Here is a 19238-nt window from a genome sequence, read left to right as displayed (position 1 = left end):
GGCAGGTTTGTTCACGCGCAATCGATTTGGTGGTTATTAAACCAATCCTCTCGTTGAAGTGGAGAAACTGTGAGTAACCGGGTGATAAATGGTAAAAGTCATCTTGCTATAACCGGGTTAGCAATGGAATAATGAATCCGTTTTCCGTGTTAAATCCTGGTTAAGTAAGGATGTCGACGGAATGACCCATTTTGTCTGACCGATCATCCACGCAGCAATGGCGTAAGACGTATTGATCTTTCAGACAGTTAGCGGGCTGCGGGTTGCAGTACTTACCGGTAAATGGAATCTTCTCTGGAGAGTGTTCCCAGGCTGTTCCCCTGATAATTGCGCTGTATTTCCGTATGAAATACAGGCAACCGACACTTTGCGCCTCTTAAGCGAGCGACAACCGTGAGGTTGGCGACGTCAATAGTCACGAGGCCATCGGTTCAAACCCCGGAAAGCGTCACCTTGCCCGCAGCTTAGTCGTCAATGTAAGAATAATGAGTAAGTTACGATGAAAAGAATGTTAATCAACGCAACTCAGCAAGAAGAGTTGCGTGTCGCCCTCGTGGATGGGCAGCGTCTGTACGATCTGGATATCGAAAGTCCTGGACACGAACAGAAAAAAGCGAACATTTACAAAGGCAAAATCACCCGCATTGAACCAAGCCTTGAGGCCGCATTCGTCGATTACGGCGCTGAGCGTCACGGTTTCCTTCCTCTTAAAGAAATTGCCCGCGAATACTTCCCTGCCAATTACAACTCCCACGGTCGTCCGAACATCAAAGATGTGCTGCGCGAAGGCCAGGAAGTTATCGTTCAGATTGATAAAGAAGAGCGCGGCAACAAAGGCGCTGCGCTGACCACCTTTATCAGCCTGGCAGGCAGCTATCTGGTTCTGATGCCGAATAACCCGCGTGCGGGCGGTATCTCTCGCCGCATCGAAGGCGACGACCGTACCGAGCTGAAAGAAGCGCTGGCAAGCCTCGAACTGCCTGATGGCATGGGCCTTATCGTTCGTACCGCAGGCGTAGGCAAATCTGCCGAAGCGCTGCAGTGGGACTTAGGCTTCCGTCTGAAGCACTGGGAAGCAATCCAGAAAGCCGCAGAAAGCCGCCCGGCTCCGTTCCTGATTCACCAGGAAAGTAACGTTATCGTCCGTGCTTTCCGCGATTATCTGCGTCAGGACATCGGCGAAATTTTGATTGATAACCCAAAAGTGCTTGAGCTGGCTCGCCAGCACATCGCAGCACTGGGTCGTCCAGATTTCACCAGCAAAATTAAACTGTACACCGGTGAAATTCCGCTGTTCAGCCACTATCAGATTGAATCCCAGATTGAGTCCGCCTTCCAGCGTGAAGTGCGTCTGCCGTCCGGCGGTTCTATCGTTATCGACTCCACCGAAGCGCTGACCGCCATCGACATCAACTCCGCACGCGCAACCCGCGGCGGCGATATCGAAGAGACCGCCTTCAACACCAACCTTGAAGCCGCAGATGAAATTGCCCGTCAGCTTCGTCTGCGTGACCTGGGCGGCCTGATCGTTATCGACTTTATCGACATGACTCCGGTTCGCCATCAGCGCGCCGTTGAGAACCGTCTGCGTGAAGCGGTGCGCCAGGATCGTGCACGTATTCAGATCAGCCATATTTCTCGCTTTGGCCTGCTGGAGATGTCACGTCAGCGCCTGAGCCCGTCGCTGGGTGAATCAAGCCACCACGTCTGTCCGCGCTGTAGCGGTACGGGTACCGTGCGCGACAACGAATCTCTCTCCCTCTCTATTCTGCGCCTCATCGAAGAAGAAGCACTGAAAGAGAACACCAAAGAGGTTCACGCCATTGTTCCGGTGCCAATTGCCTCCTACCTGCTGAACGAAAAACGTGAAGCGGTGAGTGCCGTTGAAACCCGTCAGGGCGGCGTGCGCTGCATCATCGTACCAAACGATCAGATGCAGACCCCGCACTACTCCGTCCTGCGCGTGCGCAAAGGCGAAGAGACCAGCACCCTGAGCTACCTGCTGCCAAAACTGCATGAAGAAGAGATGGCGATGCCGTCTGATGCAGAACCGGCCGAGCGCAAGCTGCCAGAACAACCGGCGCTGGCGACCTTCATCATGCCAGAAGCCCCACCAGCTCCTGTTCAGGAAAAAGCGCCGGCGAAAACTGCTGTGCAGAAACCTGCTGAAACCAGTGATAAGCCTGCTGAACCAGGTCTGCTGGGCCGCTTCTTCAGCGCACTGAAGAAAATGTTCGCCGGTGAAGAGCCTCAGCCGGAGCAGCCAAAAGTTGCGCCGAAAGAAGAGAAACAAGAGCGTCCACAGGATCGTCGTAAGCGTCAGAACAACCGCCGCGATCGTAACGATCGTGACCGTCGTGACAACCGCGATAATCGTGGTGACCGTGACAACCGTGGTGAGCGCGATAACCGTTCCGACAACAACGAAGGTCGTGAAGCGCGCGAAGATAATCGTCGCAACCGTCGCGAGAAGCCACAGCAGCAGAATGTGGAAGATCGCGAAATTCGCCAGCAGGCGGGCGATGAGTCTGAAAAAACCAGACAGCGTGACGAGCAGCAGCCACGTCGCGAACGCAACCGCCGTCGCAATGACGATAAACGTCAGGCGCAGCAGGAAGCGAAAGTTGTCAACACCGAAACACCTGTTGAACAGGATGCCGATCAGGAAGAACGCGTTCAGGTGATGCCGCGCCGTAAGCAGCGTCAACTGTCGCAGAAAGTTCGCTTTGCATCTGAACAGGCCGAAGTGGCTATCGTTGCCGCCGCTGAACCGGTTGTTGAAACCGCTCAGAACACGCAGCTGGCGAAACTGGACCTGCCTGCGGTCGTCGATACGGTCGCTGAGCATGATGACAATGGCGAAGCGCGTGATAACAACGGTATGCCGCGTCGTTCCCGTCGCTCTCCGCGTCACCTGCGCGTGAGCGGTCAGCGTCGTCGTCGTTACCGTGACGAGCGTTACCCGACTCAGTCACCGATGCCTCTGACTGTCGCCTGTGCGTCACCAGAAATGGCGTCCGGCAAAGTCTGGATCCGCTACCCGGTTGCCCGTCCTCAGGAGCAGCAAGTTGAAGAGCAAAACGTCGCTGCAGAAACCGTTGAGCCAATCGTTGCTCCTGTAGCCGCTACCGAATCCGCTGCTGTGGTCGTTGAAGAAGCACCGCAGATCATGGCCGACGCCCAGCCAGTGGTTGACGTCGAGCCAGTCGCGGAACCTCAGCAGGTTGTGGAAACCGCTGAGATCGAGACAACTCATCCGGAAGTGATTGCCGCGCCTGTCGACGAGCAGCCTCAGTTCATCGCCCAAGAAGATGTTGTGGTGGCTGAACAGGTTGCAGAAGACGCAGAACCGGCAGCCGAGGTGGTTGAAGAAGACGTAGTGACTGAAGCGGTTGCTGAGCAACCTGTCGATGTTACCCCGGCTCCACAAGCACCGGTTCCCGCACCGGTTGTGAAACCAGAGCCTGTTGTCGCTGTCGTTGCTGAGCATCACCATGCAACCGCACCGATGACTCGCGCGCCAGCACCGGAATACGTGCCAGAAGCACCACGTCATAGCGATTGGGTACGCCCTGCGTTCGATTTCGACGGCCGTGGTTCTGCAGGTGGTCATAGCGCCACTCACCAGGCAACGGCTCCGGCGACTCGCCCGAATCCGGTTGAATAACGCGCCGTTCTGATGAAAAGCCGACCTTCGTGGTCGGCTTTTTTTTGGCTTTTTTACGGGAGGGGTTTTCGCATTCCGACGATTTGTGGCATCACCTCACGCATCATTTCCAGAAAACGCCTCAATCGTGCCGGGTAATAGCGCGACCACGGATAAACCAGGTGCACCGGCAGCGCAGCAGGTTGCCAGCCCGGTAAAAGAGGCACCAGCCTTCCCTCGCGGATATCCTGTTCCACGGTCCAGCTCGATACCACCGCCACGCCTAATCCATTCAACGTCATGGTGCGCGTTACATACAGGCTGTCGGTGCTCAGACGCGGCGAAATTGCCACACGCGCAGGCTGCGGCGAAGCTCCGTCAAACAGCTCAATATGCTGATGATAAAAGGTATTGAGTGCAATCCAGGGAAGCGCAGTGAGATCGTCGGGGACCTCAGGCATGGCATGACGGGCCAGTAGCTCGGGCGCCGCAACCACACAGCGTGGGACTTCGGCCAGCAGCACCGATACCGTATTAGGGTCGATCTCCGCCCCTACGCGGATCGCGCAGTCGATGTTATCACTCAGAAAATCCGCCGATCTGTCGTATAGCATCCAGTCGACAGAAAGCTGCGGATAGCGCATTAAAAACTGGCTCAATGGTGCCAGAAGTTGTTCCTGCCCGAACGCATGGGGCGCCCGCACACGTAAGGTGCCGACAGGTTCATCTTCCGACTGCCCCACCTCATCCTCCAGCGCGAGCCAGCTGTCGATCACTTTTCTGGCATGCTGATAGCAGCGCTCGCCGTCATCGGTGAGCTTGGTGGCGTGGGTGGTGCGTAACAGCAAACGCACGCCGAGGAGGGTTTCCAGCGACTGCAGGCGTCGGCTAACGGTCGCCTGCGTGGTCCCCAGCTGCCGTGCTGCAGCAGAGAGCGATCCCGATTCCACGATACGCGCAAAGGTGCGCATCAGTTCCACTCTGTCTATACGCTCTGTTCGCTTCATGATTATTCTGATGATACGTTTAACGTATAACCGTTTTACCATCCCGCTGGCTACCGCCTCAAGCCTGAATGCACAAAAATAGCCTCACTCCACGAATGAGGTACATCAAATGAACACTGCCACCCTTACCCAGGCCACCAGCCGCTGGGTTATTTTTATCCTTGCCATTGGCGCCGGGTTTAGCGTTGCATCCATCTATTATGCTCAGCCGCTGCTGCCGTTAATGGGCACCGATTTACACCTCAGTATCGAAGGTATGGGACTGGTGCCGACCCTGACGCAGACAGGCTACGCCCTTGGCATCCTTTTCCTGCTGCCGCTCGGCGACCGTCACGATCGCCGAACCTTAATTCTCGTTAAAAGCGCAGCACTGGCGCTCTTTTTGCTGGGCTGTAGCATGACCGGGCAGCTTCACTCGTTGCTGCTGGCCAGCCTGCTTATTGGTATGGCGGCGACCATGGCGCAGGACATCGTGCCGGCAGCGGCTATTCTTGCTCCGGAAGGCAAACAGGGAAAAACCGTCGGGACGGTAATGACCGGCCTGCTGCTGGGTATTCTGCTGTCGCGTACTGTCAGCGGTGTGGTGGGTGAAGCGTTCGGCTGGCGGGTGATGTATCAACTTGCCGCCGTCAGCATCGCCATGATCGGTATGGTGATGTGGGCTGTGTTACCGCGTTTTGCGATTCACTCTACGCTCAGCTATCCGGCCCTGATGCGCTCGATGGAGCACCTGTGGCGCCGCTACCCGGCCCTGCGTCGTGCGGCGCTGGCCCAGGGTTTTCTCTCTATTGCCTTTAGCGCGTTCTGGTCAACGCTAGCGGTGATGCTGCTGGAACGCTACCACCTCGGTAGCGCGGTGGCTGGTGGATTTGGGATTGCCGGTGCCGCAGGTGCGCTGGCCGCCCCGCTGGCCGGAGGCCTGGCTGATAAGCTCGGTGCAGGAAGAGTGACCCAACTGGGTGCCGCGCTGGTGACAGTATCGTTTGCGCTGATGTTTTTAATGCCCGCTTTGGGCACCCACGGGCAACTCGTTCTGATCGCGATTTCCGCGATCGGTTTCGACCTGGGGCTGCAGTCCAGCCTGGTCGCCCATCAGAACCTGGTCTATAGCCTCGAACCCCAGGCGCGTGGGCGGCTCAATGCGCTGCTGTTTACGGTGGTATTTATTGGGATGGCGCTCGGCTCGGCGCTGGGGAGCAAAGTGTACGCCCTGGCGGGCTGGCAAGGCGTAGTGATGCTGGCAACGGTGTGTGGTGCGGCGGCAGTGCTGATCCGCTTAATAGAAAGCGCGCGGCTGGTCAGCGTGCAGGCGCAAAATCGCTAAAAAAAAAGCCCAATCCGGCACGCCGGGTTGGGCAGACAAAACATATCCAGTTTCAAGACATGTTCTAAAAGGTCAAAATGTTACTTGTTCAGCTGGAACAGAGACATGCCCTGCATATCACTGAACGCTTTATAAGAGGCCTGAAGTGCTGCTTGCTGCATGGTGTAAGACGAAATCGCCGCGTTCCAGTCCACGTCCACCAGATCACTCATCTGCTGAGTCTGACCCAGAGCGCGGTCATCACCCAGTGCATCCAGCTTATCGAGTTCGTTGAGTTTGGTACCCAGATCGGCACGCACGGTCAGCACGTTATCCAGGGAATTACTCAGTCCACGGTTGGCTTTATCGATATTTGCCACAAGTGCATCTGTCTTAGCCTGGTCGCCGCTTACCGGTGTGTTCAGCGCAGCGATGGCGTTATCCAGAATCTTAAACAGGTTAGTTTCCTGGGCACTGCCGTCAGGCTCTGGCTTGGCATTGCTGGTAAACTTTTCAAACACTTCCGAGCCAGTATGGCTAATCTGCATATCGCGTGCAGAGTCCACCTGCTGAGTGATCGCCGTACTGCCACCGTTATAGCTGCCGTCTGTCTGATCAAACGGCGCGGTGTCGGTCTTAAAGCCCGCAAAAATATAACGCCCATTGCCGTCGGTGCTATTGGCCAGGTTGACCAGCTGATCGCGAATACCCTGCAGATCGGTTGCCACAGACGCCCGGTCGATATCACTCAGGGAGCCGTTGTTCGCATACACGATTTTATCCTGTGCAGACTGAATTGCCGTCGTCACCTGGCTTAACACGCTCTCTTCCAGCGACACGCGCTGCGTCGCAAACGTACGCGCGAGAGCGAACTGGCTATTCTGCGACTGGGCCTGAGACAGTACAACGGCCTGCGACGCGGCAATCGGATCGTCCGATGGACGGTTCACGCGTTTGCCGGTGGACATCTGCTCGCCATACCCCAGCCATTTGCTTTGGGACTCAGTGATCCCACGCATATTTTGCTGGTACATCATTTGGGTGCTAATACGCATCGTTCACCTCGGCCTTAGCGAATATTAATTAACGCATCAAAGAGCGTACTGGCAGTCTGCAGAACCTGCGCATTCGCGAGGTAATACTGCTGGAAACGCTGCAAGTTGCCATACTCTTCGTCGAGGTTAACCCCGGAGATAGACTGCTGCTGATTGCTCAGCTGTGTCACCACATTTGTTTTGGTCGCAGCGCTGGTTTTCAGTGAAGACGTGGTGCTGCCGACGGTACTGACCAGTGAGGCATAAGCATCGTTAAAAGTCTTGTTGCCACCGACCACTTTGCTGCTTTGCAGATTCAGCAGCGCTTTCCCGTTGAGGTTATCACTCTCACCACCCGTCGCCGAACCCGCCATTGCCAGTTTGGATTCATCGCTGATCAGCAGATCCATGTTCACGATAGCGTCAACTACCGGTTTCACCGTAAAGCTGTCTTTCGTGGCTGCGCTACCGCTGACATTCACGGTAACACCGTCAAACGTCATGTTGCCGCTGGCATCTGGCGTAGCCGTAAATGAGGTTTTGTCAGCACTACGGGTGACGGTCCAGTCAGTGCCGTTAAATTCAAGCTTATAATCCGTCGCCTGAACTTTAGAGCTGTCCGCGATAGAGGCCGTGACGGCCGCACCTGGCACGCTGTTTTTGCTATTGCCGGTCACCGCTGGAGAGCCGATATCGAACAATTTGCCGCCCGCATCACCATTGGCATCAAAGCCTTTCTCGTGCTGCTGGTTCATGGCGTCAGCAAAGGAGAGCGCCAGCTGGTTCAGCGTATTTCGCGCTTTATCCAGGTCTTCTGCGCGGAACGTTAACAGACCGCCCAGTGAGCCGGTGTTCAGCACCTTCTCGGGAATTTCGATATTACCGGCGAGGGAATCCACATACGCCACGGTGGTGCGCGCAGGATCGGCGCTCGACGGTACCGCCGCTAACTGGTTAGCCGTGCTGCCCTGAACCAGGGTGTAACCATTACCGAATGAGACGTTGTAGGTGCCGCCGTCCTGTACCGCGACTTCCACCCCCACGATCTGATTCAGTTCGCTCACCAGCTGATCGCGCTGGTCGAGCAGATTGTTTGGGGAAGCCCCTGCGCCCACACCGGTCAGACGTGAAATCTGATCGTTCAGATTCGCAATCTGTTTGGCATAGGAGTTAATCTGATCCACGCTGGTCGCAACCGCAGTGTTTACCTGCTTATCCTGATCGCGCAGGTACTGGTCGGTCGTTTTGAACTGATTGACCAGGCCATCCGCTTTGCCGAGAACAGTCTGGCGCGCAGCCGGATCTTCCGCGTTACTCACCAGCGTTTGCAGGCTGGTAAAGAAGCCCTGCAGCGTGGTGGACAGGGAGTTAGTGGTATCAGACAGCACATCGTCGATTTTCGACATCTGCTGATAACGCGTGGTCAGGCCGCTGCTCTGAGTCTGTGCTGCACGCAGCTGGTTGGTGATGAACGCATCATATTCGCGCTGTACGCCCGAAACATAAACACCATTGCCAACCCAACCACCGCCGGTCAATGTACTGTTCGCTGCACCCAGCACCGTGGTCTGACGGGTATACCCGGCCACGTTATAACTGGAAATATTGTTGCTGACGGTGTTCAGTGCCGACTGTGCCGCACTGAGGCCACTCATAGCGCTGTTAATCAAACTGGACATTGAGGTTCCTTTTTAAACTTTCAGACACGAGTCCTGATTAGGATTATCGACATCGCGCGCGCAAACTTGAGTCCTTAGAACAGATTTTCGATATCGGTGCTGTAAGCCTTGCTGACTTTCTCACCCATCGCTTTAAGCTGTTGAATCATACCGGTCAGTTTGCGGGCATACTGCGGGTCGGTAGCGTAGCCTGCGTTCTGCAACGCCTGCGCCCCCTGCTCCGCCGTCGCGGCCTGCGTGACCGCAGCGTAGCGCGGATTGCGGCTCAACAACCCGACATAATCTGACAAGGCTTCAAGATAGGAGCTGTAAACGCGGAATTTTGCTTTGACCTTCACCGCCGCACCGTTTTCAAATTCGGTGGTGGTGATCTCCGTGGTCGGCCCTTTCCAGCCTGACGACGCTTTGACGCCAAAAATGTTAAAGCTTGGTTCGCCGTTTTCACGGCGGATCTGACGCTGCCCCCAGCCGGATTCCAGCGCGGCCTGCGCCAGAATCAGGTGGTGCGGAACCCCGCTCTGTTCACTGGCCAGACGCGCCGGGAGCGAAAGCTGTGCGAGGAAGTCTTTGCTGTCGCCCGACAGCGGCTCATCGCTGCTGGCAGTCGGTTTCGGCATGGCTTTACGCACCATCTGCGTCAGCGCCTGGTTCTGATAACTGGTCACCGTTTCAAGATCAAACTTCATCGGCACCTGCTGGGTTTGCTCATCGTGCTGAACACCCTGCGCCGCCTGCATCTGTTTCACGATCATATCGGCGAGGCCAAGCCCCTTACCGGCGGTCATCTGCTGGGCAATCTGTTGGTCATACATGCTGGTGTAGAGTCGCGTCGAGTCGCTGCTGAACATGCCATCTTTCGGCAGCGCTTCTCGCATGCTTTTCAGCATCATCTGCACAAACATCCCTTCCACCTGGCGGGCAACCGGGCGGAGGTTCGCCGCCGGATCGGTGCCTGCTTTGGCTTTCAGATCGTTGAGCGACTGGGCATCCCAGGCCGCACTTGCCATCAGTTTGCTATCGCCGAGCATTAGATGATTTCCAGTTTGGCGCGCAGGCATCCCGCACTTTGCATGGATTGCAGAATCGACATCAGATCCATCGGCGTCGCCCCCAGCGCGTTCAGCGCACGAACCACGTTGTTCAGGTTGGCACTGGAGCGCACGCTTTGCAGCGAGCCGCCGCTCTGGCGCATATCAATCTGCGTTTGTGGCGTCACCACCGTCTGGCCGCCACCAAACGGCGTATCCGGCTGGCTGACGTTAGCCGAGCGGTTGACGCTGATGGAGAGGTTGCCCTGCGCCACGGCGCAGCTGTCCAGCGTCACTTCGCGGTTCATCACCACGGACCCGGTACGGGAGTTGATGATCACTTTGGCATCCTGCAGCGGAACGTTGACTTCCATATTCTGGATATCCGCCAGCATGCGCACCTGGTTGCTGCTGCCCGTCGAGGTGCGGATCTGCACGGTACGTGCGTCAAGCGCCGTCGCGCTACCAAAACCACGGCTGCGGTTGATGGTATCGGCAATCTGCTGCGCCATAGTGAAGTCTTCATTATTCAGCTGCAGGTTGATGGTATTCCCGGCGCCAAACTGCGTTGGCAGTTCACGCTCGATGATCGCCCCGTTAGTGATACGCCCGCCGTTCAGCTGGTTCACCTGCACGCTGCTGCCGCCCGCCGATGCCCCCGCACCGCCGACCAGAATGTTACCTTGTGCAAGCGCGTAGACCTGGCTGTCCACCCCTTTTAACGGGGTCATCAGCAGCGTCCCGCCGCGCAGACTTTTGGCGTTACCCATTGACGAAACCACCACATCGATGGTTTGCCCCTGGCGCGCAAAGGCCGGGTAGGACGCGGTGATCATTACCGCCGCCACGTTTTTCAGCTGCATGTTGGTGCCCGTCGGGACGGTGATCCCAAGCTGGGACAGCATGTTGTTCAAACTCTGAGTGGTAAACGGCGTCTGAGTGGTCTGGTCGCCCGTTCCGTCCAGGCCAACCACCAGGCCATAGCCTATCAATGAGTTTTCACGTACGCCCTGTACACTGGTGAGATCGCGAATGCGGTCAGCCTGGGCGCAGGTCGCCACCAGGACCAACACCATTGCGAAGAGGGATTTAAACATAGGTCACCTCGCTTACATCGGCGATAAATTAAGGAAGAAGCGTTGCAGCCAGCCCATATTCTGCGCTTCGTTGATGTAGCCGTTACCGACGTACTCAATGCGCGCATCCGCCACCTGGGTGGACGGTACGGTGTTGGTGCCACTGATGGTGCGAGGGTTAACCACACCGGAGAAGCGAATGAATTCAGTGCCCTGATTGATGGCGATCTGTTTTTCACCCACTACGTGTAAATTGCCATTCACCAGAACCTGGTCAACGGTCACCGTCAGCGTACCGCTGAAGGTGTTACTGGCATTGGCGCCGCCTTTGCCGTTAAAGCTGTTACCGCCAGAGGCTTCCACATCGGCACGCGCATTGCCAAACAGGCCCTGCAGATAGCGCGGAACGGTATCGAAACCAAAGTTAGTTTTGCCGTCGCGGCTGGCATTCGCCGAGGAGCTTTTGCTCGCGCTGACGTTCTCCTGCAGCGCAATGGTCAGGGTATCGCCGACGTTACGCGGGCGACGGTCTTCGAACAGCGGTTGATAACCGTAGTTAATCGGCTGTGCGGACTGGAAAATGGAGCCGTTCACCACCGGCGTTGGGCCGGGAACGGGTTGGGCGGTAGTCGCACCCTCTACCAAAGGTTTTGACGGGATCAAGGCGCAACCGCTGAGGGTAACGGCCAGGACAGTCAGTATTGGATAACGAAACGCCGCGTTTTTTTGCATTGCCTTCATCTTCGAAAACAGGGAGCCGGTGCGGTTTACCGCACCGGGCTACACCTTAGAGTTGCGTCAGTTTTTGCAGCATCTGGTCGGTCGTCGACACTGCTTTACTGTTAATTTCATACGCGCGCTGAACCTGGATCATGTTCACCAGCTCTTCCGCCACGTTGACGTTAGAGGTTTCGACATAGCCCTGATACAGCAGCCCGGAACCGTTCAGGCCCGGCGTACTTTCATTCGGCGCACCGGAGGACTGGGTTTCGGTGTAGAGGTTCTCACCAATGCTTTCCAGACCGGTATCGTTCATGAACGTCGTCAGGTTCAGCTGTCCAACCTGAACAGGCGCGGCCTGCCCTTGCTGGGTCACGCTGACCACACCGTCACGTCCGATGGTAATGCTCAGGGCGTTAGCCGGAATGGTGATGGCAGGCTGAACCTGGAAACCACCGGCGGTCACCAGCTGACCATTCTGATCCACCTGGAACGAGCCATCGCGGGTATAGGCTGAGGTTCCGTCAGGCAGCTGCACCTGGAAGAAACCCTGGCCTTTGATTGCCACGTCTTTGCTGTTGTTGGTCTGGGACAGGTTGCCCTGGCTGTGCAGACGTTCGGTCGCAACCGGACGCACACCCGTACCAATCTGCAGCCCTGACGGCAGCGTGGTCTGCTCGGACGACTGCGCGCCCGGCTGACGAATGGTTTGATAAAGCAAATCTTCGAACACGGCACGCTGACGCTTAAAACCATTGGTGCTGACGTTCGCCAGGTTGTTGGCGATGACATCCATATTGGTTTGCTGCGCGTCGAGACCCGTTTTCGCGATCCATAAAGAGCTGATCATAAGAAATCCTGTTAACTCATAGACAGCAGTTGGTTAGCACGGCCGGCGTTTTCATCCACGCTGGTGATAACCTTCATTTGCATTTCGAAACGTCGGGCGCTGGCGATCATATCGGTCATGGCTGCAACCGGTTTGACGTTACTGCCTTCCAGCACGCCGGACATCACGCGAATGCTTGGGTCAGCCTGCAAGGTCGGGCCACGCGTTGCCTGTGCTGCCTGGCTCAGACGGAACATGCCGTCATCGCCGCGCGTCACTTCATTGCCTTCCGCTTTGACCAGCTTCAGTCGACCGACCGGGGCAATGGTGTTCGCCGGATCACCGGGGTTCAGGGCCGAAATGGTCCCGTCCGCCGCGATAGTGATTTCCGAGCCTTCCGGCACAGTAATCGGACCCGCTTCGCCAATCACCGGATGCCCCTGAATGGTCATCTGACCGTTGGCATCCACCTGGATATTACCGTTGCGGGTATAGCCTTCTGAGCCATCAGCCGTTTGCACCGCCAGCCAACCGTCCTGCTGGAGTGCAACGTCCAGCGGACGCGAGGTGTAATCCATCTGACCAGGCGTCATATCGGCACCCGGCGTTGAGGCGATAACCAGCGTACGCGTTGGCAGCGACAGCCCTTCCACCGGCACGGCGCGCAGCGCATTCAGCTGCGCACGAAAGCCCGGTGTTGAGGCGTTCGCAAGGTTACTGGCGGTCACAGCCTGCTGATTCATCGTCTGGCTGGCTGCGCCCATCGCGGTATATATTGCGTGATCCATTACATCATCCCGTTAGACGATTAACGCAGGTTGACCAGCGTGTTGAGGATCTGGTCCTGAGTTTTGATGGTCTGCGCGTTCGACTGATAGTTGCGCTGCGCGACAATCATGTTCACCAGTTCTTTACTCAGATCGACGTTGGATGCTTCCAGCGCGCCGTTGGTCAGCGTACCGAAGTTACCGGAACCGGCGGTGCCGAGCAGCGCCACGCCAGAGGACTGAGTGGAAGACCAGACGTTATCGCCTTCGGATTTCAGACCTTCGTTGTTGGCGAAGTTCGCCAGCACGATCTGGCCCAGAACCTGGGTCTGTTCGTTGGAGTAGTTACCCACGACAGTGCCGTCATCGTTGATCTGGTAGCTCACCAGGTCGCCCGGCTTGTAACCGTTCTGGTTAGTCGCCACGATGTTGTTCGCACCGGTGTTCTGCTGCATGGAGTTGGTGAAACTCATCGCGAAGGTTGCAGGGGTTGCGCCCGGCATGGTCGCGGTGGTGATGTTGACCTGGCCACCGCCTGTCAGCACGCCGCTGGCGTTAAAGGTCAGCGTAGTGGCCAGAGAGGGGGTGCTGCCCGCCACGCTGCCATCCTGCGCATAGACTTTCCAGCTGTTCGCAGCGGTGTCTTTGACGTAGAACAGGTTCATGTTGTGCGCATTACCCTGGCTGTCAAAGACCGTCACGGTCCCTTTTTTGTTGTAAGAATCGACGTTTGTCGGGTCGAACGGTGTCACCGTCGGCGTCGCATCGGTGGAGTTCAGGTTAATCTGCTGAGACGCGGTGGTGGTGGACTTCGCCGCCATCAGCGTGTTTGGAATTGAGATTGCCTGCGGGTTTGCACCGGTCTGTACCGTTGGCGGTGTACCCGCAACCGGATAGCCCGTCAGCTGCAGACCCTGCATGTTGACCAGGTTACGGTTTTCGTCGAGTTTGAACTGACCGTTACGGCTGTAAAAAACAGAACCGTTTTCATCGACCATACGGAAGAAACCGTTCTGGCTGATGGCCACATCCAGCCCACGGCCGGTGTTAGTGGTGGTGCCATCGGTAAAGTCCTGGGTAATACCCGCAACTTTAACGCCCAGACCCACTTTGGAACCGGCGAACATATCTGCGAAAGATGCTGTGCCAGATTTAAAACCGTAGGTCGCGGAGTTGGCAATGTTGTTGCCAATGACGTCCAGGTTGGTGGCCGCAGCATTCAGGCCGCTGACCGCTTGAGAAAAGGCCATGACTTACTCCTGATAAGTGTTAAGGCTTAAATAATCTGCCGAACTTCGTCGAGCGTGGTGGTCCCAGAAGTACCCAAATCCAGTTTGTTACCATCAGAGCCGCGAATCACCCCCTGCACCAGAGCGAATTGCAGCGGCTGAGCCACCAGCTGAGTCGTCCCGTTGCTGGCAGAAATCGCCACTTTGTAAGAACCGTTCGGTGCCGTTGTGCCATCCGTCAGGCTGCCATCCCAGGTAAAGGTATGAACGCCCGCTTTCAGCTCACCAATGTCGATCGTGCGCACCACAACACCGTCTTTGTTGGTGATGGTGGCGGTGACTTTATCGGCCGGTTGCTGCAGCTCAACGCCAAATGGCGTGGTCGTGGTGGTACTGCTTCCGTCTGTGGTGCTGGTCCCTGCCAGGATAGTGGTCCCTGGGATCATCACACCGTGGCCGATGAGATTGGCGGCCTGCAAAGACTGGCTGTTGTCGATTTGACCGGAAACGGAACCCAGCGTGGTATTGAGCTTTTCGATGCCGCTCACGGTACTGATCTGCGCAAGCTGCGTGGTCAGTTCGTTGTTCTGCATCGGGTTCGTTGGGTCCTGGTTTTTCAGCTGCGCAACCAGTAACGTCAAAAAGCTGCCCTGTAGATCGGCAGCACTGTTACCGGTCAGCGAGCTGGAGCCAGTGGCCCCACTGGTGCTGGCGACGCCGGAGTTGGTCGGGTCATTCACATTGACGGCGATGGACATACGTGTCTCCTTTACTGGCCGAGAGTGAGCGTTTTGAGCATCATGCTCTTCACGGTATTGAGCACTTCAACGTTCGCCTGATAGCTGCGCGACGCTGACATGGTGTTCACCATTTCGCCGACCACATCGACGTTTGGCATTTTCACGTAGCCGCTCGCATCCGCCAGCGGGTTGCCTGGCTCATACACCAGTTTGTCCGGGGCCTGACTCTCAACCACATCGGCCACTTTCACGCCGCCGGTTGCCGCGCCCGGCGCAGCATTGACCTGAAAGACCACCTGTTTGGCGCGATAGGGTTGACCATCGGGTACGGTCACGCTGTCGGCGTTCGCCATGTTACTGGCGGCGACGTTCAGACGCTGAGACTGCGCGGTCAGGGCTGAACCCGCGATATCAAAAATATTCAGTAAGGCCATGAATTAGTTGCCCCCCTGCAGGACGCTCTGCATGCTTTTAATCTGTCCACCGAGCACGGTTAGCCCCATCTGATACTGCAGGCTGTTATCGGCAAACTGGGTGCGCTCCCGGTCCATATCGACGGTGTTACCGTCCAGGGATGGCTGGTCAGGAATGCGATAAAGTAAATCGGTGGACGGCGCAGTCATCGCCTGAGCGGGAATGTGGCGTGAAGAGGTCAGCGCAAGGGCAACACCCGTCCCTTCGGCCCGACCACGCTCCATCACTTTTTTAAGCTCAGTAGAAAAATCAATATCGCGCGCCTGAAACCCTGGGGTGTCGGCATTCGCGATATTGGCGGCCAGGATCTCCTGCCGCTGGGCGCGCAGATTGAGCGCTTCCTGTTGAAAACGTAACGCGGCGTCGAGTTTATCGAGCATGTCTCCTCCGCTGATGGCGAAATTTCAGCATGTAGCTTAAATCTCAACCCGTCTTCCTTATCGAAGGAATAAACGCAAAATGCGTCGCTATTTGTTGCGTTGATGGGAAAGCCTTAGGGGTAGAATCCTGTTAAATCCAGGAACCGCGGGAAAGTGAGATGCTGACGTTCAAAAATGGCCTTGCCGTTACCTTACTGCTGTTCAGTACCCAGTCTTCAGCGCTGGGGCTGAATGTGTTGCTGACCGCTTTTTTTGCTGAGCGTCTGGCGGGGTTAAGCGATGAGGTCAAAGTCGATATTCGAACGCAGCCGAATCTCCTGCCCACTTGCGAACAACCCTCGTTCAGCATCAGCGGCGGTACCCGGCTGTGGGGTAATGTGAACGTGCTGGCCCGCTGCAATAATGAGAAACGCTTTTTGCAGGTTATGGTTCAGGCGACAGGCAACTATGTTGTCGCCGCTCAGCCCATCGCACGCGGCAGCGTTTTACAGCCCACTCATGTAGAATTAAAGCGCGGACGCCTGGATCAACTTCCGCCGCGCACCATGCTGGATATTAACCAGGCACAGGATTCGGTGAGCCTGCGCGATCTGGCGCCAGGGCAAGCCATCCAGCTGTCGATGCTGCGTCAGGCGTGGCGCATTAAAGCCGGACAGCGCGTGATGGTGGTGGCGAACGGAGATGGCTTTAGCATTAATAGCGAAGGCCAGGCGCTGAACAACGCTGCCGTCGCCCAAAACGCACGCGTTAGGATGTCTTCAGGTCAGGTGGTTAGCGGAACCGTCGGTTCTGATGGGAATATTCTGATTAACCTATAATCTTTTTAAAGATATCGCGGCAGCTGCCGATAAATAATCATCAGATGATTATATCAGGCGCCAACGCCGCGAACCTCTATGAGGACAACACTATGAGCATTGATCGTACATCGCCCCTGAAGCCGGTTAGCACTGTACAACCTCGCGAAACGAACGACGCGCCAGCCCTTAAAGCGCGTCTGGAAAAATCGTCCACGGCCAACAGCACCAGCGTCACGTTAAGTGATGCACAGTCAAAACTGATGCAGCCAGGCACGAACGATATCAATATGGAACGCGTCGAAGCGCTGAAAACCGCGATTCGTAACGGCGAACTGAAAATGGACACCAGCAAAATTGCTGATGCGCTGATTAACGAAACGCAGAACTTCCTTCAGAGTAAATAACCGTATGAGTCGACTGTCAGAAATATTGGATCAAATGACGGTAGTCCTGAACGATCTGAAGACGGTGATGGATGCCGAGCAACAACAGTTATCCGCAGGCTATGTCAGCGGCAGCGCACTGCAGCGCATTACTGAAGATAAAAGCTCGCTGCTGGCTACCCTGGACTATCTGGAGCAGCAGCGCCGCGCGGAGCAAGATCCACGTCGCAGCGCCAACGACGATATCGTTGAGCGCTGGCAGACCATCACAGAAAAAACGCAGCACCTTCGCGATCTCAACCAGCACAACGGCTGGCTGTTAGAGGGGCAAATTGAACGCAACCAGCAGGCGCTTGAGGTGTTAAAACCTCATCAGGAGCCGGGGCTGTATGGCGCCAATGGCCAGACATCCAGCTCACGCGGTGGCGGGAAGAAGATTTCGATTTAACGCTTCAGTGAAGAGATGAAGTGGGAAACGGGGAGCACCCTCTGGTGAACTCCCCTTTAGTCGTTTATGCCGTCCGGCGAGCGAACTCTTTCACCTTAAAGCCGAGCACCGCCAGTGTAGCGAAGTAGGCAATAATCCCCACGACTACAACAGCCATCAGACGCAGCAGACGATACGGCATGGTGCCCAGGGACCATTCCGGCATCACATACATCATCCCGACCAGCGCCGCCGCCATCACCACCACCGCAATCACCAGACGCACCAGGAAACTCATCCAGCCCGGCTGCGGGGTGAAAATTTTCTGCTTACGCAGCTGCCAGTAGAGCAGCCCGGCGTTCAGGCACGCCCCCAGACCGATCGACAGCGACAGACCCGCGTGCTTCAGTGGCCCGATAAACGCGAGGTTCATCAGTTGGGTCATCACCAGCGTCACAATCGCAATCTTGACCGGCGTTTTGATGTCCTGACGCGAATAAAAGCCCGGCGCCAGCACTTTCACCACAATCAGCCCCATCAGGCCGACGGAATACGCCACAAGCGCGCGCTGGGTCATTAATGCATCGAACGCGTTGAATTTGCCGTACTGGAATAATGAAACCGTTAAGGGTTTCGCCAGAATCCCCAGCGCCACAGCGCTTGGCAGCGCCAGCAGGAAGCACAGGCGTAAACCCCAGTCCATCAGGCGACAGTATTCATCATGATTGCCGCTGGCAAAGCTTCGCGACAACGACGGCAGCAGAATCGTCCCCAGCGCCACGCCCAGCACCCCGGACGGGAACTCCATCAAGCGGTCGGCGTAGTACATCCACGACACGGAACCTGACACCAGGAAGGAGGCGAAAATGGTGTTGATAATCAGGGAAATCTGGCTCACGGACACGCCGAGGATCGCCGGCCCCATCTGCTTGATCACGCGCATCGCACCCGCATCGCGGAAGTTAATGCGTGGCAGCACCAGCATGCCGATCTTTTTCAGATGCGGAAGCTGATAAGCCAGCTGCAGCACACCGCCGACGGTGACTGCCCACGCCAGCGCCAGCACCGGCGGATGGAAGTGCGGTGCCGCAAACAGGGCAAAGCCGATCATACTGACGTTTAAAAACGTCGGTGCAAACGCCGGAACGGAGAAGCGGTTCCAGGTGTTGAGGATCGCCCCGACCAGCGACGCCAGCGAAATCAGCAGAATATAAGGAAAGGTAATGCGCAGAAGCTGCGTCGTCAGGGCGAATTTATCCGCCGTGTCGGCAAAGCCCGGCGCGGTCACCATAATCACCCACGGTGCGGCCAGCATCCCGATCACCGTGACAATCGCCAGAGCCAGTGTCAGCAGGCCCGAGACATAGGAGACAAACACGCGGGTCGCGTCTTCGCCCTGCTTGCTTTTGTATTCCGCCAGAATCGGCACGAACGCCTGGGAGAACGCCCCTTCGGCGAAAATTCGGCGCAGTAAGTTCGGCAGTTTGAACGCCACAAAGAAGGCGTCAGTCGCCATCCCCGCGCCAAACACTCTCGCCACAATCGCATCGCGCGCGAAACCCAGCACGCGAGAAAACATGGTCATCGAGCTGACTGCTGCCAGCGATTTTAATAAGTTCATTAACGTGAATTTCCACAACCACACGGCAAAACGCCTGCATAGCAGGCGTGAAAAGTGCGCTTAGTCTACCCGTATTTAAGCGAATTACTATCCGC

The 19238-nt window shown here is 56.5% G+C and carries 18 protein-coding genes; 5 read left to right on the top strand and 13 right to left on the bottom strand.

Annotated features, from left to right (window positions below; all coding sequences use genetic code 11):
* Positions 1 to 499: 499 nt before the first annotated feature.
* A complete protein-coding gene (gene rne / locus ACB496_RS08055) occupies positions 500 to 3667 on the top strand; it encodes a ribonuclease E (RefSeq protein ID WP_371974938.1) in 3168 nt (1055 codons plus the stop codon).
* A 53-nt stretch (positions 3668 to 3720) separates the two neighbouring features.
* Here the strand turns inward: rne and ACB496_RS08050 are convergent, their stop codons facing one another.
* Positions 3721 to 4695: a LysR family transcriptional regulator gene (locus ACB496_RS08050; protein WP_371974937.1), complete on the bottom strand. Its 975-nt coding sequence runs from the start codon at positions 4693 to 4695 to the stop codon at positions 3721 to 3723.
* Between the two features lie 67 nt (positions 4696 to 4762).
* Between ACB496_RS08050 and ACB496_RS08045 the strand changes: the two genes are divergently transcribed.
* A complete protein-coding gene (locus ACB496_RS08045) occupies positions 4763 to 5977 on the top strand; it encodes an MFS transporter (RefSeq protein WP_371974936.1) in 1215 nt (404 codons plus the stop codon).
* A gap of 80 nt (positions 5978 to 6057) precedes the next feature.
* On the opposite strand, the gene flgL is transcribed toward ACB496_RS08045, so the two are convergent.
* The 11 genes from flgL to flgB all read right to left on the bottom strand — a co-directional run bounded on the left by flgL (position 6058) and on the right by flgB (position 15912).
* Positions 6058 to 7011, bottom strand: a complete 954-nt coding sequence (flgL, locus tag ACB496_RS08040) for a flagellar hook-associated protein FlgL (RefSeq protein WP_102105544.1) — start codon at positions 7009 to 7011, stop codon at positions 6058 to 6060.
* 14 nt (positions 7012 to 7025) lie between these two features.
* Positions 7026 to 8669 (bottom strand): flagellar hook-associated protein FlgK, encoded by a 1644-nt coding sequence (gene flgK / locus ACB496_RS08035; RefSeq protein ID WP_100780595.1) that lies wholly within the window; start codon positions 8667 to 8669, stop codon positions 7026 to 7028.
* 74 nt (positions 8670 to 8743) lie between these two features.
* A complete protein-coding gene (gene flgJ, locus ACB496_RS08030) occupies positions 8744 to 9697 on the bottom strand; it encodes a flagellar assembly peptidoglycan hydrolase FlgJ (RefSeq protein ID WP_371974935.1) in 954 nt (317 codons plus the stop codon).
* Entirely contained in the window at positions 9697 to 10794 is a 1098-nt protein-coding gene (locus ACB496_RS08025) for a flagellar basal body P-ring protein FlgI (RefSeq protein ID WP_100780597.1), read from the bottom strand. Before ACB496_RS08025 ends, flgJ begins: the two co-directional genes overlap by 1 nt.
* Positions 10795 to 10806: 12 nt before the next feature.
* Positions 10807 to 11505, bottom strand: a complete 699-nt coding sequence (gene flgH / locus ACB496_RS08020; RefSeq protein WP_100780598.1) for a flagellar basal body L-ring protein FlgH — start codon at positions 11503 to 11505, stop codon at positions 10807 to 10809.
* A 55-nt stretch (positions 11506 to 11560) separates the two neighbouring features.
* Entirely contained in the window at positions 11561 to 12343 is a 783-nt protein-coding gene (gene flgG / locus ACB496_RS08015) for a flagellar basal-body rod protein FlgG (RefSeq protein ID WP_064325681.1), read from the bottom strand.
* 11 nt (positions 12344 to 12354) lie between these two features.
* The gene (locus ACB496_RS08010; protein ID WP_100780599.1) at positions 12355 to 13110 is read right to left on the bottom strand and encodes a flagellar basal body rod protein FlgF; all 756 of its coding nucleotides are present in this window, start codon (positions 13108 to 13110) and stop codon (positions 12355 to 12357) included.
* A gap of 20 nt (positions 13111 to 13130) precedes the next feature.
* The gene (gene flgE, locus ACB496_RS08005; protein WP_100780600.1) at positions 13131 to 14339 is read right to left on the bottom strand and encodes a flagellar hook protein FlgE; all 1209 of its coding nucleotides are present in this window, start codon (positions 14337 to 14339) and stop codon (positions 13131 to 13133) included.
* Between the two features lie 26 nt (positions 14340 to 14365).
* Positions 14366 to 15076, bottom strand: coding sequence for a flagellar hook assembly protein FlgD (gene flgD / locus ACB496_RS08000; protein ID WP_100780601.1), 711 nt, complete (start codon positions 15074 to 15076; stop codon positions 14366 to 14368).
* 11 nt (positions 15077 to 15087) lie between these two features.
* Positions 15088 to 15492: a flagellar basal body rod protein FlgC gene (gene flgC / locus ACB496_RS07995; RefSeq protein WP_371974930.1), complete on the bottom strand. Its 405-nt coding sequence runs from the start codon at positions 15490 to 15492 to the stop codon at positions 15088 to 15090.
* Positions 15493 to 15495: 3 nt separating this feature from the next.
* Positions 15496 to 15912 (bottom strand): flagellar basal body rod protein FlgB, encoded by a 417-nt coding sequence (gene flgB, locus ACB496_RS07990; RefSeq protein WP_100780603.1) that lies wholly within the window; start codon positions 15910 to 15912, stop codon positions 15496 to 15498.
* A 158-nt stretch (positions 15913 to 16070) separates the two neighbouring features.
* Between flgB and flgA the strand changes: the two genes are divergently transcribed.
* The 3 genes from flgA (at position 16071) to flgN (ending at position 17543) form a co-directional block, all read left to right on the top strand.
* Complete coding sequence (gene flgA, locus ACB496_RS07985; RefSeq protein WP_371974928.1) at positions 16071 to 16730, top strand: flagellar basal body P-ring formation chaperone FlgA; 660 nt, start codon at positions 16071 to 16073, stop codon at positions 16728 to 16730.
* A 92-nt stretch (positions 16731 to 16822) separates the two neighbouring features.
* Positions 16823 to 17116, top strand: coding sequence for a flagellar biosynthesis anti-sigma factor FlgM (gene flgM / locus ACB496_RS07980; RefSeq protein WP_100780605.1), 294 nt, complete (start codon positions 16823 to 16825; stop codon positions 17114 to 17116).
* Between the two features lie 4 nt (positions 17117 to 17120).
* A complete protein-coding gene (gene flgN / locus ACB496_RS07975; RefSeq protein WP_100780606.1) occupies positions 17121 to 17543 on the top strand; it encodes a flagella biosynthesis chaperone FlgN in 423 nt (140 codons plus the stop codon).
* A gap of 64 nt (positions 17544 to 17607) precedes the next feature.
* On the opposite strand, the gene murJ is transcribed toward flgN, so the two are convergent.
* Positions 17608 to 19143: a murein biosynthesis integral membrane protein MurJ gene (murJ, locus tag ACB496_RS07970; protein WP_107703883.1), complete on the bottom strand. Its 1536-nt coding sequence runs from the start codon at positions 19141 to 19143 to the stop codon at positions 17608 to 17610.
* Positions 19144 to 19238 lie beyond the last annotated feature (95 nt).

This window comes from Lelliottia nimipressuralis (genome assembly GCF_041464075.1).
GTDB classification, from domain to species: domain Bacteria; phylum Pseudomonadota; class Gammaproteobacteria; order Enterobacterales; family Enterobacteriaceae; genus Enterobacter; species Enterobacter nimipressuralis.
The sequence above is the reverse complement of the archived record's forward strand: the minus strand, read 5'-3'. Positions and strand labels throughout refer to the sequence as shown.

What these genes read in the sequence shown, in the direction of transcription:
- flgD (WP_100780601.1), bottom strand. Translation starts at nt 15,076, where the DNA reads ATGTCCATCGCCGTCAATGTGAATGACCCGACCAACTCCGGCGTCGCC.
- ACB496_RS08050 (WP_371974937.1), bottom strand. Translation starts at nt 4,695, where the DNA reads ATGGTAAAACGGTTATACGTTAAACGTATCATCAGAATAATCATGAAG.
- ACB496_RS08025 (WP_100780597.1), bottom strand. Translation starts at nt 10,794, where the DNA reads ATGTTTAAATCCCTCTTCGCAATGGTGTTGGTCCTGGTGGCGACCTGC.
- flgH (WP_100780598.1), bottom strand. Translation starts at nt 11,505, where the DNA reads ATGCAAAAAAACGCGGCGTTTCGTTATCCAATACTGACTGTCCTGGCC.
- flgG (WP_064325681.1), bottom strand. Translation starts at nt 12,343, where the DNA reads ATGATCAGCTCTTTATGGATCGCGAAAACGGGTCTCGACGCGCAGCAA.
- flgK (WP_100780595.1), bottom strand. Translation starts at nt 8,669, where the DNA reads ATGTCCAGTTTGATTAACAGCGCTATGAGTGGCCTCAGTGCGGCACAG.
- flgL (WP_102105544.1), bottom strand. Translation starts at nt 7,011, where the DNA reads ATGCGTATTAGCACCCAAATGATGTACCAGCAAAATATGCGTGGGATC.
- flgJ (WP_371974935.1), bottom strand. Translation starts at nt 9,697, where the DNA reads ATGCTCGGCGATAGCAAACTGATGGCAAGTGCGGCCTGGGATGCCCAG.
- flgN (WP_100780606.1), top strand. Translation starts at nt 17,121, where the DNA reads ATGAGTCGACTGTCAGAAATATTGGATCAAATGACGGTAGTCCTGAAC.
- flgC (WP_371974930.1), bottom strand. Translation starts at nt 15,492, where the DNA reads ATGGCCTTACTGAATATTTTTGATATCGCGGGTTCAGCCCTGACCGCG.
- flgM (WP_100780605.1), top strand. Translation starts at nt 16,823, where the DNA reads ATGAGCATTGATCGTACATCGCCCCTGAAGCCGGTTAGCACTGTACAA.
- rne (WP_371974938.1), top strand. Translation starts at nt 500, where the DNA reads ATGAAAAGAATGTTAATCAACGCAACTCAGCAAGAAGAGTTGCGTGTC.
- flgE (WP_100780600.1), bottom strand. Translation starts at nt 14,339, where the DNA reads ATGGCCTTTTCTCAAGCGGTCAGCGGCCTGAATGCTGCGGCCACCAAC.
- flgB (WP_100780603.1), bottom strand. Translation starts at nt 15,912, where the DNA reads ATGCTCGATAAACTCGACGCCGCGTTACGTTTTCAACAGGAAGCGCTC.
- ACB496_RS08010 (WP_100780599.1), bottom strand. Translation starts at nt 13,110, where the DNA reads ATGGATCACGCAATATATACCGCGATGGGCGCAGCCAGCCAGACGATG.
- flgA (WP_371974928.1), top strand. Translation starts at nt 16,071, where the DNA reads ATGCTGACGTTCAAAAATGGCCTTGCCGTTACCTTACTGCTGTTCAGT.
- murJ (WP_107703883.1), bottom strand. Translation starts at nt 19,143, where the DNA reads ATGAACTTATTAAAATCGCTGGCAGCAGTCAGCTCGATGACCATGTTT.
- ACB496_RS08045 (WP_371974936.1), top strand. Translation starts at nt 4,763, where the DNA reads ATGAACACTGCCACCCTTACCCAGGCCACCAGCCGCTGGGTTATTTTT.